Origin of the sequence: Kitasatospora sp. NPDC048296 (assembly GCF_043201815.1) — a bacterium.
Taxonomy (GTDB): Bacteria; Actinomycetota; Actinomycetes; order Streptomycetales; family Streptomycetaceae; genus Kitasatospora.
In genome coordinates this window covers 1-15,292 of sequence record NZ_JBICZB010000114.1, presented here as the reverse complement: position 1 = coordinate 15,292, position 15,292 = coordinate 1, and the positions used below count along the sequence as shown (strand labels likewise).

The 15,292-nt window shown below is 70.8% G+C and carries 9 protein-coding genes and 2 pseudogenes; 8 read left to right on the top strand and 3 right to left on the bottom strand.

Features of this window, described 5'->3' with window-relative positions; genetic code table 11:
- Window positions 1–746: 746 nt before the first annotated feature.
- The 4 genes from ACGF12_RS36300 (at window position 747) to ACGF12_RS36285 (ending at window position 6,740) form a co-directional block, all read left to right on the top strand.
- Window positions 747–1,316: a transposase gene (locus ACGF12_RS36300; protein WP_393040163.1), complete on the top strand. Its 570-nt coding sequence runs from the start codon at window positions 747–749 to the stop codon at window positions 1,314–1,316.
- Between the two features lie 123 nt (window positions 1,317–1,439).
- Window positions 1,440–3,029, top strand: coding sequence for an ISL3 family transposase (locus tag ACGF12_RS36295; RefSeq protein ID WP_393040160.1), 1,590 nt, complete (start codon window positions 1,440–1,442; stop codon window positions 3,027–3,029).
- Window positions 3,030–3,377: 348 nt separating this feature from the next.
- A complete protein-coding gene (locus tag ACGF12_RS36290) occupies window positions 3,378–4,748 on the top strand; it encodes a DUF3472 domain-containing protein (RefSeq protein WP_393040157.1) in 1,371 nt (456 codons plus the stop codon).
- A gap of 810 nt (window positions 4,749–5,558) precedes the next feature.
- Window positions 5,559–6,740 carry a GDSL-type esterase/lipase family protein gene (locus tag ACGF12_RS36285; RefSeq protein ID WP_393040154.1) on the top strand — a complete coding sequence of 394 codons (1,182 nt, stop codon included), beginning with the start codon at window positions 5,559–5,561 and terminating at the stop codon, window positions 6,738–6,740.
- 295 nt (window positions 6,741–7,035) lie between these two features.
- On the opposite strand, the gene ACGF12_RS36280 is transcribed toward ACGF12_RS36285, so the two are convergent.
- A complete protein-coding gene (locus ACGF12_RS36280) occupies window positions 7,036–9,807 on the bottom strand; it encodes a SpoIIE family protein phosphatase (RefSeq protein ID WP_393040151.1) in 2,772 nt (923 codons plus the stop codon).
- Window positions 9,808–10,628: 821 nt separating this feature from the next.
- On the opposite strand from ACGF12_RS36280, the gene ACGF12_RS36275 reads away from it, so the two are divergent.
- The 4 genes and pseudogenes from ACGF12_RS36275 to ACGF12_RS36260 form a co-directional block, all read left to right on the top strand.
- Window positions 10,629–11,027 carry a hypothetical protein gene (locus ACGF12_RS36275; protein WP_393040148.1) on the top strand — a complete coding sequence of 133 codons (399 nt, stop codon included), beginning with the start codon at window positions 10,629–10,631 and terminating at the stop codon, window positions 11,025–11,027.
- A complete protein-coding gene (locus ACGF12_RS36270) occupies window positions 11,024–12,289 on the top strand; it encodes a sensor histidine kinase (protein ID WP_393040145.1) in 1,266 nt (421 codons plus the stop codon). The genes ACGF12_RS36275 and ACGF12_RS36270 overlap by 4 nt, the downstream gene beginning before the upstream one ends.
- 62 nt (window positions 12,290–12,351) lie before the next feature.
- Window positions 12,352–13,797, top strand: a complete 1,446-nt coding sequence (locus tag ACGF12_RS36265) for a serine/threonine-protein kinase (protein ID WP_393040142.1) — start codon at window positions 12,352–12,354, stop codon at window positions 13,795–13,797.
- A 331-nt stretch (window positions 13,798–14,128) separates the two neighbouring features.
- Window positions 14,129–14,281, top strand: a pseudogene (locus ACGF12_RS36260) (transposase); the annotation flags it as partial.
- A gap of 341 nt (window positions 14,282–14,622) precedes the next feature.
- Here ACGF12_RS36260 and ACGF12_RS36255 read toward each other — a convergent pair.
- Both ACGF12_RS36255 and ACGF12_RS36250 read right to left on the bottom strand, forming a co-directional pair.
- A pseudogene (locus tag ACGF12_RS36255) lies at window positions 14,623–14,904 on the bottom strand (transposase); the annotation flags it as partial.
- Complete coding sequence (locus ACGF12_RS36250) at window positions 14,870–15,052, bottom strand: hypothetical protein (protein WP_393040166.1); 183 nt, start codon at window positions 15,050–15,052, stop codon at window positions 14,870–14,872. The gene ACGF12_RS36250 and the pseudogene ACGF12_RS36255, both read right to left, overlap by 35 nt.
- Window positions 15,053–15,292: the final 240 nt, after the last annotated feature.

The window sequence follows — 15,292 nt, the reverse complement described above, 5'->3', positions numbered from 1 at the left end:
CCGACGCCAGCAGGCATGCGCCGAGCGGCCGACGACCGATCCCGCCGATCACGACCGCTCGGCCGCTTGCCGGTTACTGAGACACGCTCCTAGGCGGACGCGGGCTCGAACTACGCCCCAACTTCTTCCTCCAGAGCGGAGTCATGGCCATTCCTGCCGAGCACCGTCCGACTGCGCTGAGTTACCCGATCAGCGCGCGGCCGTCGGGATACACCTCAACCCGGCAGACGGACGGGCTCGCCTCGTTGATTGGCTCTGCCCGGGCCCGAGCCCTGCGCGCGATCGGCCAAGGCTCCTGCACCACCCGGCAATTGGCCGAACGCCTCTGCATCACCTCCCCATCCGCCTCCTCCCACGCCACCGCCCTACGCACAGCAGGCGCGATCACCACCGAGCGTGAAGGACGACAAGTTCGCCATACTCTCACCTCACTTGGCCGTGACCTGCTGTACAGCAACCCTGTGGCACACCACGCGACCGCCGAGGAGAGACAGTAAATAGAGCGGCTCCGGCTCAGTCCCGGTCTCGTGGCGCCGACGGGCTGGGCCTCTGGCGACTCCCGGACGGATGTGTGTGTGGTGGGGGCCATGATGCGTGTCACGCCACCACATCCGTCCGGCCACGCTCCATACCGGAGCCGGTACCGGAAGGCGACATCGGGCGGGCTCGCGTTGGCCACGGTCCGCAAGTACGCGCATGCGGTCGCTGTCGAGGACCTGTTGTGTCCACCGCGGCAGAAGCGGAACATGTTGCAGCCCTGGGCCAAGTACCTCAACATGCGCTGGCAGGAAGGCTGCACCGACAGCGGACGGCTGTTCCGTGAGATCCAGCAACGCGGCTATCGGGGCAGCAGCCGCAGCGTCCGTCGCTGGCTCGAACCCCTGCGATCCTCCGAGGCCCCGACGCCCAAGAGGTCCGAGGAGCCCACCGTCAGGCAAGTAGTCGGCTGGCTCACCCGCCACCCCGACAACCTCACCTCCGGCCAGCAGCTCCGCCTCAAGCGCATCCTGACTGTTTGCCCCGAACTCGCGGATCTCCGCAGGCACATCGGGGACTTCACCAGGATGATGAAGAACCTCGACGGCCACCTCCTACCACGCTGGATCAAGGCAGTCAAGGGCAGCGAACTGGCACCCCTGCACAGCTTCGCCAGCAACCTCAACAAGGACTTCGACGCCGTGACCGCCGGCCTGACCCTGCCCTACTCCAGCGACATGGTTGAAGGGCATGTAAATCGGGTCAAATTTCTCAAACGCCAGGGGTACGGGCGAGCCAACTTCGACCTCCTCCGACGGCACGTGTTGCTCGGCCCGTAGCGGTCACGCTCGGTCATCCCGAAATGTTGATCAGAGCCTGACAAGCGGTTCTGATCCACTTCTTGTGGTCCGGTGACGGTGCGTCACTCCTGGCTGGAAGGATGGCGTTCGTGTAACTGCAGCATGCTCTGGTCGGCGTTCTCGCACCTGACGACAGTCGCGGTGGAACGGGTGGTGGTCGACGAGCGGGTGGTGACGTTCATGGCGCGGGCCGTGGCGCCGAAGGCGCCCTGCCCCGGGTGCGGCACGCTCTCCCGGCGCGTTCACGGCAGCTACCGGCGGCGCCTGGCCGACCTGGCGGTGGCCGATCGCACCGTTGCGATCGATCTGCGGGTGCGGCGATTCCTCTGCTCCGCCGCTGATTGCCGCCGCCGCACCTTCGTCGAGCAGATAGACGACCTCACCGAGCGCTACGCGCGCCGTACTCCGGCCCTGCGCAGGGCACTGGAGCGGATCGCGCTGGCGCTGACCGGCCGCCCGGCAGCCCGACTGGCTGCACACCTGTCCGTCCCGGCAAGTCCGAACTCCCTGATCAGGCTGCTGCGCAGGCTCCCCGAGAAGCAGACCACCCCGGCGCCGCGCGTGCTGGGGGTGGACGACTTCGCCCTGAAGAAGGGGCACGTCTACGGGACCATCCTGCTGGACATGGAGACCGGCGAGCGCGTGGACGTGCTCCCCGACCGCACCGCGGAGACGTTCACGGCCTGGTTGCGCGAGCATCCAGGAGCCGAGATCGTGTGCCGGGACCGCGCCAGCGCCTACGCCGAGGCCGTCCGCAGCGCCTGCCCCGACGCGACGCAGGTCGCAGACCGATTTCACTTGTGGAAGAACCTGTGCGAGGCCGTCGAGAAGTGCGTCGCCGAGCACCGCAAGTGCCTCGTCGAACCCTCCGACGAGGCGGCGTCCAGCGTCACCGGCGGGAAGGTGGACACAGAAGCCGACGACACATCGGTGCTCGAGGAGGGGCTGCGGGCGATCAAGCGGCGCGAGCGGCACACTGCCGTGCACGCTCTGTACGACAAAGGCGTGTCGATCGAGGCGATCGCCAAGACGCTCGGGCTCGACCGCAAGACCGTACGCCGCTACGCCCACGCCGCCACTCCCGACGAGGCATCCCGTGGTACCGGCTCGCGTCGCTACGGACAGATCCACAGCTACTCGCGCTACTTGTACCGGCGGTGGAACGAGGGCTGCACGGACGCTGCCCGGCTCCACGCCGAGATCGTCGAGCGCGGCTACCGGGGCAGCAAACGGACGGTGCGCCGCCACCTGCAGGAACTGCGGGCAAGCGGCCGGCCCGCGCCCGATAAGCCCACCGAGCTGACCGTCCGCAAGGCCACCTGGTTGATCACCGCGCAGCCCGACGGCATCGAGGAGAACGACACCCTGAGGCTCAAGCACCTCCTCGCCCGCTGCCCAGAACTGGAGGCCGTCACCGACTGCGTGCGCGCCTTCGCCGCGATGATGGCCGAGCGGCGCGGCGGAGACCTCGCCGACTGGCTCGCCGATGCGGAGGCCACGGCGCTGAAACCGCTGCGCAGCCTGGCCCGTGGGCTGCGCCAGGACTTCGACGCCGTGACGGCCGGACTCACGCTGGAATGGAGCTCAGGCAAGGTCGAAGGCAACGTGAACAGGGTGAAGCGGATCAAACGCGACGGATACGGCCGAGCCGGCTTCGATCTCCTGCGCCGACAGATCCTCCTCGCGGATTGAGCCTTCGTGACGCACCGTCACCGAACCACAAGAAGTGGATCAGAACCGTCTGCCGCGTCCGCTGACACGGCTACCTGGTCGATCTCAAGCCCGTGAAGCCCGGAACTACCTGCTGACGACAGACCACCCCGGACACACTCCGCTCGCCACCGCCACACAACCGGCTTCGGCTGACGGAGTGTGTCCAGACCACCCGGCGTGTTCCGGCTCTCTACGACTTCCCGGAGCACTCCCGTTCACCCACGTCACCCGTGCAATTGCTGTATCGGAGCCTCGTGATCGCCGGCTGTACTCCTACGGCGTTCGAACGGCTCGACGAGTCAGCCGCAGCCCCGGAGGAAAGCCCGCATGGACAACCGCCCCGCCCGTCACCGCCGCCCCTCCAGGGCCCTCCGTCTCGCCATCGCCGGCGGGCTCGGTGCCCTCGCCCTCTCCTTGGCCGGTGCCGGCCAGGCCGACGCCGCCGACGAGGAGGGCCACACCCCCGGCACGTACACCTACTACGCATTCCCGAGCGGTACCGGCTCCCTGCATGACGTCAGCTGGACCACCACGCCGGCCTACGACCCCGGCTACACCGCCGACATCTTCTGGAGCCACCAGTTCGGTCTCGACAACAAGCACGGCGGCTACATCGGCATGCAGAGCAACGGCGGCTCCCCGCGCCACCTGCTCTTCTCGATCTGGGACGCCACCGGGGCGAAGCCGGGCAGCCCCGGCACCAGCTGCGAACGGTTCGACGGCGAGGGCAGCGGCCAACACTGCTGGGCTTCCCTGGACTGGCAGGCCGGCCACACCTACCAGTTCAAGGTCGCCGCCACCACCGGAGGCTGGTTCAACGCCACCGTCACCGACACGACCACCGGCACCACCATCGACCTGGGCAGCATCAAGACCACCGCCACCGGCATCTCCCCCGAGAACATGGGCGACTGGACCGAGTACATCGAGTGGAACGACCCCCGCTCCACCTGCTACGACCAGCCGAACTCAGCCGTCACCCTCAGCCTGCCCACCGCAAACGCGGGCACCGTCACCGCCACCGTCGACTCCACCGACCTACGCAACTTCTGCAAACCGCAGGCCAAGGTCGAGGTGACCGCCCAGGGCAGCACCCAGCGCAACGCCATCGGCAACACCGCCCGGGGCCCGGTACGCAACAACCGTACCTGCCTCACCGCGCAGGGCACCCCCGGCGACGGAACCAAGGTCGCGATGTCCGACTGCACGCCCACCACCGACCGCGCCTGGGTGCTGGCCGCCGACCAGACGCTGCGCCTGCCCTCCAACTACTGCCTCACCGATCAGAGTTCCACCACCGTCGTGCGCGACTGCGCCGGCGCGCCCGCCGACGGCAGAGTCGACGATCCCACCAAGCAGTGGGCCTACGACACCACGTCGAAGACCCTGCGGAACAAGCGGTCCGGCCAGTGCCTCACCGCCACTCCCGACGGCACAACCTCCACCCGGCCCTGCACACCCGGCAGCCCGGACCAGACGTGGATCGTCCCCACTCGCGACGGCGCCCCCAGCGACATCACCCCGCCAGCGCCCTCCCCCACCACTCCGCCCCACACTTCCCACCCGATCTCCCGCGCGGACACCCCGCACCGCGACGCCCTCCCGCTCCTCGCGGCCGGCACGGTTCTGCTCCTCGCCGGAACAGCCGTCGCCCTGGCCTTCTTCCACCGCCGCAACCGTGCCCGGAACCGCAACTGACCGCGCCCGCCTCTCCCCTCATGCTGAACACCCGTGAAGAGGAGGTAGGGGCGGCGCCACTTCGAGTGCACGCTCGAACTGGCCGAGCAGCTCGCACTGGGGCTGCTGCTCGAACCCGGCTGGCTCGTGACGGCGGTGGGCTCCGGCGGCACCGCCCCCGGGCTGGCCCTGGCGCTGCGGCTGGCCGGCCTGCACACCCGGGTCCTGGGAATCCGGCGCCCTCCACCACACTCACCGCCCTGGCGGCCAAGTCCCAAGCCCTGCTGCGGACTCGGGGCGCTCGAATGCCGCGCGTGGAGCTCAGGGCGGACCACGTCATCACCGAGCCCGGCTGGCTCGGCCCCGGCTACGCGCACCCCACCGCGCGCGGGCTGGCTGCGGCCGGGGACGGGCGATTGCGCGGCAGGCGCGATCCTCCACGGTCCGCGCCTTATCGAGATACTTCGCCGCTGGCGGGCGGCCGGTGCACCGGGTGTGCGCTGCTCTCCCCGGCCGCGACCACAACCTGACCGGCGCGCTCGCATCGTGGGCACCAGGGGCTCCGGCCATCTCCCGGACAGTGCGCGGGACGGCTGCAGGGCGCCCTCGCCGCCGCGACCTACCGGCCGGCCAGCTGGAACGCGGGCCGTGGCCTGGGACGACAGGTATAGGTGAACGCGTCGGTAACACGATGAAAAAGCTGTGACGGACTACTGGTGATCATGAGTGCAGTGTGCAACGTTTCTCCCGCACCCCCGGCCGGGGCTCTCCCCTCACCCCGACCCGCCGTCCCGCTTCCCACGCGGCGACGGCGAGCGCAGGAGTTCCGTCATGCACCAAAGCAGCACCACGCCCACGCCCACGCCCGCCGGCAGATTCCGGCGGCTGACCGCCGGCCTGCTCGCGCTTCCCATCGCCGCCACCGGCCTGTTGACCGTGGCCGCTCCCGCCCACGCCGCCCCGGTGGCCGGGCCGCCGATCGCCGTGTCGATGGGTGACAGTTACATGTCCGGCGAGGCCGGGCGCTGGATGGGCAACAGCGACACCTTCACCGGCAGCCGCAGCGGCACCGACCGCGCCTACACCGGCAGCGGCTACGACGCCACCCAGGTCTACGGCAGCACCTCGGGCGGCTGCGACCGCTCCGACTCCGCGGAGGTGCTCAGTGCCTTCACCGCCGCCGGCGCGCTGAACATCGCCTGCTCCGGCGCCACCACCGCGAACGTCCTCCGCGCGAGCAGCGGCGGCCAGTCGTTCAAGGGCGAGGCGCCCCAGGCCGACCAGCTCGCGGCCATCGCCGCCACCCGCAACGTCAACCTGATCGCCCTGTCCATCGGCGGCAACGACCTGGGCTTCGCGGACGCCATCTCCACCTGCGTCAAGGACTACGAGGTCTGGTACTCCTACTGCCAGCCCTCCCAACAGGCCGCGATCAACGCGAAGATGACCGCCGCGATGACGAACGTCGGCACGTCGATCGACGAGATCCGCGCGGTGATGGCCGCCGACGGCTACGCCGCCTCCGACTACCGGATCGTCCTGCAGTCCTACCCGTCCCCGATCCCCCGCAGCTCCGAGAACCGCTACCCGGAGACCGGCTGGAGCCGCACCAATGACGGCGGCTGCCCCATGTGGAACGGCGACGAGGACTGGGCACGCGACACCCTGGTCCCGCAGATCGCCGCCGGGCTCGCCCAGGTCGCCGCCGCCCACGGCGCACAGTTCCTCGACCTGCAGAACCTCTTGCAAGGCCACGAGGTCTGCTCAAGCTCCGCCAGCCTCGCCACCTCCACCCAACCGCCCACGGCAGCCACCAGCGAATGGGCACGCTTCCTGACCACCGGCCTGACCCAGGGCACCATGCAGGAGTCCTTCCACCCCAACTACTACGGGCAGTTGGGCCTGGGCCGCTGCCTGGCCCTGATCGCCGCCCAGCCCGCCGCCAGCAACTACACCTGCCGAAACACCCCCGGCCAGGACACGTCCGGGGTGTACCTGAACCCCCTCCCCTGACCGGCCACCGGCCCGGCGGCAAACGCCGCCGGGCCGGTACCCGCAATCGTGCTCGGACGCTGGCCCGATGGCCGCGTGGCGGAGCGCTGGGACAGCCGTATGGACGCAGGTGCGGCCGTGCCCGCATACGGGGCCGCCGTGTTCAGGCCCAAGGCGGCAACGACTTCGTCGACCCGATCGCGCCACGCGGCGGACTCGTCGGCTGTGAACGGGAAGCGGGTGGTCGGCGGGGACGAAGACGCCGATGGGGTCCAGTCCCACAGGTCCGGGCGCGGGATGCCCTCGGTCCGCTGGATTACAGCATCGCCTCGAACTGAAACTCGGGTGCGGTCAGCGGTTGTTCGGACCAGATGACCTTGCCGCGGGCCGTGTACCTGGTCCCCCAGCGCTCGGCCATCTGGGCCACCAGGAACAGGCCCCGGCCGCCCTCGTCGGTGTCGGCGGCGTAGCGCAGGTGGGGGGCCGTGCTGCTGGCGTCGGAGACCTCGCAGACCAGGCTGGTGTCGCGCAGCAGGCGGACGCGGATCGGTTGGGTGCCGTAGCGGAGGGCGTTGGTGATCAGTTCGCTGAGGATCAGCTCGGTGGTGAAGGTCAGTTCCTCCAGGCCCCAGGCGGTGAGCTGGTCGGAGCATGCGTTGCGAATGCGGGAGACGGCGGCGAAGTCGTCGGGTACGTCCCAGGTGGCCACCTGGTCGGGCTCGAGCAGTTGCGTGCGGGCGATGAGGAGGGCGATGTCGTCGCTCGGATGTGGCGGGACGAGTGCGTCGGACACGGCCTGGCAGGTGTCCTCCGGGGATCGGTCGGCTCGGGCGTCGGCCAGGGAGCGGTGCAGTGCGGCGAGTCCGTTCTCCAGGTCGCGCTCGCGGCCGGTGACGAGTCCGTCGGTGTAGAGGACCAGTGCGGTGCCGGGCGCCAGCCGGAGTTCGGTGGTCTCGAAGGGCAGGCCGCCCACGCCGAGCGGCGGGCCGGCGGGCAGGTCGACGTACTCCACGCTGCCGTCGGTCCGGACCAGGGCCGGCGGCGGGTGGCCCGCCCGCGCCATCGTGCAGTGTCCGGAGACCGGATCGTAGATCACGTACAGGCAGGTGGCGCCCGTGACCACCAGCTCGCCCTCGCTCTCGCGGTCGTCGTCTCCCACAGCTGCCTCGCCGTGGTCGAGCCGCGTGACCAGTTCGTCGAGGCGGGCGAGCAGTTCGTCCGGGGGTAGGTCGAGGGCGGCGAAGTTGAGGACGGCGGTGCGCAGTCGGCCCATGGTGGCGGCGGCGTGCAGGCCGTGGCCGACGACGTCGCCGACGACCAGGGCCACGCGGAAGCCGGGCAGCGGGATGACGTCGAACCAGTCCCCGCCGACCCCCCGCTGCGCCGGCCGGTACCGGTAGGCCACCTCCAGGGCGCTCTGCTCGGGCAGTCCCCGGGGCAACAGGCTGCGCTGCAGCGTCTCGGCCATCCGGTGCTCACGGGTGTAGCGGCGGGCGTTGTCGACGCACGTCGCCGCGCGGGCGACCAGTTCCTCGGCGAAGGCCACGTCCTCCTCCCCGAACGGTGCGGACTGTTCCGCGCGCCAGAATGTGACCGTGCCCAACGTCAGACCGCGCGCCCTGAGCGGCGCGGAGATCAGTGAGTGGATCCCGTACGCGAGGATCCGGTCGGCGGTCTGCGGGTCGCGCGCCTGCCAGGCGTGCGCCCGGTGCAGATCGGCCACCAACGCGGCGTGCCCGGTTTGCAGGGCGGCTTCCTCCGGTGTGCCGGGCAGCGGGTGGATCTGCGCGCCCACGGGGTAGAGCGGCCGGTCGTCGCTGATGCCGCCGGCGGCCGCGCGGCGGATCCGCAGGCCTCCCGCGGTGCCCATGCCGGGGAGCGGCTCGTCACCGCGCAGCACCGCCTCGGCCAGCTCGACGGTGGCGAAGTCCGCGAACCGGGGTACCGCCACGTCGGCCAGCTCCTGTGCGGTGCGCACCACGTCCAGGGTGGTGCCCACCCGAAGTCCCGCGTCGTAGAGCAGTTGCAGCCGGGCCCGCGCCGTCTCGGCCTGCCCGGCCAGCGCCCGCAGCTCGGTGGTGTCCCGGATCGTCGCGACACTGCCGGCACCGCCGCCGAACGGCGCGGTGGAGCGGTTGTTCACGGCGAGCAGCCGGTCCTCGGCCAGGTGCACCTCGTCGGTGGCGGCCCGCCCCGACGCCAGCAACTCGGCCAGCCCCGGATCGAGCCCGAGTTCGATGACCGGCCGTCCCTCCGCCTCGGACGGCAGTTCCAGCAGCCGCCGGGCCTCGTCGTTCGCCAGCAGTACCCGTCCGTCCCCGCCGACGATCAGCACGCCCTCGCGCACCGCGTGCAGCACGGCGTCGTGGTGCTCGTACATCCGCGTCATCTCGGCCGGGCCCAGGCCGTGCGTCTGGCGGCGCAACCGCCGCCGCACCAGCACCGCCCCACCCGCACCCACCGCGAGCGCGGCCGCCGCGCCGCCCAGGAGGAGCGGCAGCTGGCGGGCGACCGTCCGGCCGACGTGCCCGGCGGTGACCCCTACCGCCACGAACCCGGCGACCGAACCATCGGGCCTTGCGACAGGTGCAGTCGTATCCACTGTGCTGCCGAACGCCGAGCGGGTGGTCCTGGTGCGAGGCCCTGTGAAGGCATCCTGGTAAGGGACGACGACGTGCGTACCGATCAGGCCCGGATTGGGAAAGGTGTAGCGGATCCCCGAGGCGTTGAAGATCACGACGTAGTCGAAGCCGCCGCTCTTTCGGATCTCCTCGGCGAGCGGCTGCAGCGCCGCGCTCGGGTCCGGGCCGTCCAGGGCACTCAGCATCCCGGGAGAGTGTGCCAGCGCGATGGCCGTGTCGAGCGTCCGGTGCTCGGCGTCCTTCGTGCTGTAGCTCCGGGCCTGCACGATGAGCGCTGCCGATGCCGCGGCAACGAGCACCACCACCGCGACCAGCAACCACAGGAACACCTGCCCGGCGACACTGCGCACCCGCAGCCACGAGCGCAGCCCACCCCGGGCGGACCGGTGTTCCCCCGGTCCGCCCGGTTCCGTGCCCCCAAGGACATGGCTGTCCACTCCGTTCATACAGGCCGTCCCCGCGCATCCGGGTCTTGGATTCCTCCACGCTGCCACCCCACCTGGTGACGTGCATGCTCGAAGCCACCGGATGGCCGAACAGGCCCTGATCCCTCCGCGCCATCCTGCAGGCGCCCTTCGGCGCTGCACTGCACGAGCGGACCCCTCCGCCTGGCTCGTGCCGTGTGGGCGATGAACTCAGATCCGGGACATGGGAGCACGTTGGTCGACATGCTGTTGATCGAGCGGTACGCGGCGGAAGCATGGCCGACTGTCGAGGCCCGAGAGGAGGGAGGCTGGCTGCTGCGGCACACTCCGGGCGTGCCACGCCACCGGTCGAACTCGGCGCTGCCGCTGGCGGGGGGGGGAGAAGACCTGCTGACGGCTGTGTCTCGGGTGGAGGACTTCTATGCCGCCCGGGCAATGCCGGTCGCCGTCCAGGTGACGCCGGCAGAAGAGCACGCCGCCGCCGGCGTTGACCGGGAACGCCCGGTAGGACAACTGGAAGTCCCCCATGATTGTTGGTTGATCGGGAGCTCGACAGTGGCCGCGCGGCGCGACCCTGACGAACTGCGGGGCGGCGGGGCCGTGCGGCCGGGGTCCTCATCGAATCCTCACGTTGGTCCGGCGAAGCTACCGGACGTCACGAGGCGCTCTTCGGTTCCCCCGCAGGAGAGCGCCTCGTCACTGTTGCCGACAGCGGAAGAACGGTGCCACCGATGATCGACCGCACGCCCGGTCGCCGTGCCGCCGACCGCCTACCGGCCACGGCTCTGCTGAACGCGGGATGCGCCGCCGGGACGTGGCGAGGTCTTCTCACAGCGCCCGGTGTGCCTGCACCGCTGGTCGAGGACGGCGAGGATCTGCGGTTCGCCGTCGACGCGGCGCTGCGCGGCAGGGGTCCGGCCGTCGACGTGACGTCCGGCCGTCCGGCGGCCGACGGGATGCTCTTCGTCACCGAGGACGACTGCATCGTGTTCGACCGAATGCTGCCGTCCGACGACGCCACCGGGTCCGTGCCGGGCATGCGGTGCGAGGGGCGGACGGGGCGGACGGTGCCGCAGCTGTTCCTCACCGCGCGCGACGCGGTCGCCGACCGGATGGAGGACTTCGCGGCCGGCGACGATCACCGCGATCCGCCTCGGATCCACACCGTGCGGGGCGTCGGCTACCGGCTGGAGGGCACCGGACTCTCCACTTCAGGTCACGTCGACGAGGAGCGCGGATGAGTCCGCCGACACCGGCGGGCCGGATCCGCAGGCTGCGCCGCCGCATCACCCTGCTGTTCACCCTCACCAGCGCCGCCGCCCTGCTCGGCATGGCTGCCCTCGCCGTCCACGCGGACGACACCTCCTGGCGCGGACAGGTCGACGCCGACCTGACGGTGCGGGTGCGCGAAAGCCTCGCCGAGCTGAGCACCGGTGACGCGGGCCAGCTGCTGTACCCGGACCCCAGGGAGGGCGGCTACGACTGCCCCGCGGTGACCCTGTTCACCGGCTCCCCGGACCAGCTGACCGTGACCGCCCAGGCGCACCGGCCCTGTGTCACGGTGGCGCCCGGCCAGGTGAAGGCGCTGGCCGACGCGGCCGCGGCAGACTCGGACGTCGCCCGGGCGATCACCGACACCCCGGACGGGCACGCGGTCCGGCTGTTCGCGCAGCCGTTCGTGCCCCCGCCCGAGGACACCGTCAGCGGTGTCATCGTCGCGGCCACCGACATCACCGACAGCAAGGCCGCGCACGACCGGCTGACCCTGGTGATCGCGGGCGCCTGCGCCGTCCTGACCGCCGTGACCGCGTTGGTCGGCCGGCTGCTCGCCGCACGGGCGGTCCGCCCGGCGCTCACCGCACTCGACCAGCAGGAAGCGTTCCTCACCGACGCCGCCCACGACCTGCGCACCCCCGCCGCCTCGCTGCGGCTGCTCGCCGAAACCGGGCTACGCGGCGAGGCCGACCACACCGAGGTCCTGCGGCGCACCCTGCGCCTGTCCACCAGGATGGGCGACCTGGTCGACGGCCTGCTCACCCGCGCCCGGCTGATGGCCGGCGCCCTCACGCCCGAGCTCGAACCACTGCGCCTGGACCAGCTCGTCGAGGCCGTGGTCGCCGACACCCCGGCGGACGGGCACCGGGTGAGCGTCACCGCCGCGCCGGTGGTGGTCCTCGCCGACCCGGATCTGCTGCGCCGCGCGGTCGGCAATCTGCTCGACAACGCCCTCACCCACGGCCACGCCCCGGGCGGGACCGCCGATGTCGAGATCACGGTGGCCGTCGACGGCACGGTGACCGTCGACGACGCCGGCCCCGGCGTCCCGCCCGAGCAGGTGCGTTCGCTCTTCGAGCGCTTCCGTAGCGGCTCGGGGTCGAGCGGCCTGGGCCTGTCCATCGCCGCCTGGGTGGCCCAGGCGCACGGCGGTTCGCTCACGGTCACCGGCAGCGCCCGCGGCGGCGCCCGCTTCCTGCTGCGCACCCCCACACGGACGCGCCCCTGACCTGGGCCACCGGCCGTGATAGCGTTCCGCGGATTTCCCGAAAAGAACAGACGAGCGAGTTCATGACTGAGGAACAGGCACACGGCGCCGGACGGCTGCTGGCCGGTCGGTTCGAGCTCTTGGAGCAGCTCGGCTCCGGCGGTATGGGAACGGTGTGGCGGGCCCGCGACCTGACCCTGGAGCGCGAGGTGGCGCTCAAGGAGATGCGCTCCGTCGGCGCGGCCGAACCGGAGCACGCCGACCGGACCAGGCAACGGGTGCTGCGCGAGGCCCGGGCCCTGGCCCGGGTCAACCACGCCAACGCCGTCACCGTGTACGAGGTGCTGGACGACCGGCCGTACCCGTGGCTGGTGATGGAACTGGTCGCCGGTCCCTCCCTGTCGGCCGTACTCGCCCGGGGGCCCCTCGCCCCGGCCAGGGCCGCGCAGATCGGCCTGGACGTCCTCGCCGCCCTGCGCGCGGCACACGCCTCGGGCATCCTGCACCGCGACGTGAAGCCCGGCAACGTGCTCATCCGCCCGGACGGCAGCGCCGTACTCACCGACTTCGGCATCGCCGCGCTCGAAGGCTCGCACACGCTCACCGCGCCCGGGGACATCATCGGCTCGCCCGAGTACATCGCCCCGGAGCGCATCCGCGGCGGGATGGTCGGGCCCGCCTCCGACCTGTGGTCGCTCGGCATGCTCCTCTACGTCTGCGTCGAGGGCGCCAACCCGCTGCGCCGTGACTCGGTCTGGGAGACGCTCATGGCCGCCTGTGACCAGCCGCTCCCCGCGCCGCAGAGCGCCGGCCCGCTGGCCCCCGTCATCGACGCCCTGCTCGACAAGGACCCGGCTGGGCGACCGGGCGCCGCCGAACTCGCCTCACGGCTCGCCGCGATCGCCGGCGACGACGCCACCGTCCGGCTGGCCCTCGACCCGGCGGACACCCCGACAGTCCGCGCGCAGCACCGCGCCGACACCCGCGTCGACACCCGCGCCGCGAGCCCCGGGACCGACACGCCCCTCCCCGCGCCCCGCCGACGCCTACGGCTTCCCGTCGTGCTGGCGGCCCTCACCGGAGCCGCGGTCGCCACCGCCGCACTCACCCTGCCCCACCCGCACCGGGGAACCGCCCACCCCGCCGCGACGCCCCCTCCGGCCGACCAGGAGAGCGGCAGCTGGATCGCCCAACTCGCCTCCCTCCCCCACTCGGTGGACACCGCCGAACGCGACCACGAACTCGCGACCGTCCAGCAGCAGATACCGGGAGCCGAGCTCGTCGACAGCGACTCCTACGCCTCCCTTCAACCGGGTCACTGGATCATCCGCGCCCCCGACACCTTCGCGGACGGCTACGCAGCCGCCGAGTACTGCGCCCAACACGGCACCGACGACTGCTCTGGCCGCTACCTCAGCCGGGACCCCGCCGACCGCGACTACGACTGCCACCCCGGCCCCACCCCCGACCCCGCCGGCTGCCGCCGCCCCGAGGAGACCCCCGCCCCGGACTCCTCCGCCGCCCCGTAAGGAGCGTGTCCGAAAGACGACACACCCCTTCCTCCAGCAATGCGGCGTCGCTCCAGCCAGACAGCAGGCGTGGCTGGACGTCCGTCAGCGTCTAGTGGACAACAACCCGAGGCTCAAGGAGCGGGAGCAGCGACGACGCGATCGGGAACGCACTCAGGCCGGGCACTGGTACGGCTGCACGGCGGCAGAGGAGGCGCGCTTGCACCGTGAAGATAATCAGAAGTACCAGGCGCTGCGTCGTACCCGAGCCACCGACGATGACCTCGACTACGGCATCCACTTCGACGGCGTAGAGGAGTACACGGACCAGCGGGCCAGGGAGTGTCATGAGGTCATCTCGCTGACCGCGAAGGGTCTGACCAGCGGGGAGATCGTTGCCCACCTGGCCGAGGTCTACGGCATGACGACCAGCAAGGAGACTGTCTCCACGATCACCGACCGGGTCCTGGAGGGCATGGCCGAGTGGCGCACGCGCCCCCTCGACAGATGAACTGGTATGACGGAGCTCACTGCGGCTCACGTGCCTCTCGCGCGGCTCTCGCGGACTTGGTGTCATGAGGTGGATCAGGCGCCCTGTGGGGCAGACGAGATGGGCCCTGACCTGCACTATAAGGACTGTTGAACATCAGTCGGGCGATTGTTCGATCGATGGGGGTCAAGGGTGTTAGTCCGGTAGTTTCAGTCGAGCAGTGCTTGTCGGGAGGGCGCCGTAGTCCTCTAGCACGAGATCCCGGCTTGGCCTAGTAGTGGGACTATCACGATCCAGGTGTACGGCACCCGGTTGGCCTAGCTGTTGATCTTCCTGGTGGGCGTGGGCCGGTTGGCCTACGCCCGTCCGGCTGACAGGCGTCCGTCGAAGGTGATGTCGAAGGCGTTGAGGGCGGCCATCCAGCGGTTGCTCCAGCGTTGCCGGCCGCGTCCGGTGGGATCGAGAGCGAGGGTGGCCAGGTAGAGCCGTTTGAGGGCGGCCTGGTCGTTTGGGAAGTGCCCGCACGCGCTGGCGGCCCGGCGGTAGCGGGCGTTGAGGCTCTCGATGGCGTTCGTGGTGCAGATGATCTTGCGGATCTCGGCGTCAAAGGAGAGGAAGGGGACCATCTCGGCCCAGGCTGGCGAAGCCCGACTCCTCCGTCTGCTTCCCGGCCGCGTTGCGGTACCGGATCTTGTACTCGTGCGGGCACCTCGACCACCGGCTCTCGGGGTGCTCGCACTCCTTGAAGAAGCTGCCCATGCCGCGGATGAGGTTGATGGTGGCCATGGTTGTCGACTCCCGGGCGTCTTGCTGACCTTTTGCTGACCCCGGATGGTCGACCAAGCCCCTGACCTGGGAAGAACCGTGAAACGCGTGGTATGTGGTGGAACTTCATCGGCCGGTCGAACGACGATATTACCCAAGCCCGTTCGGCCCGGGTTCGACGTAATTCGAGGGTTCTGGAGGGCCTGGTGGACTGAAAGCGCAGGTCATCGGGCTGCAGGCGGAGCGAACGGCCGAAAGTGC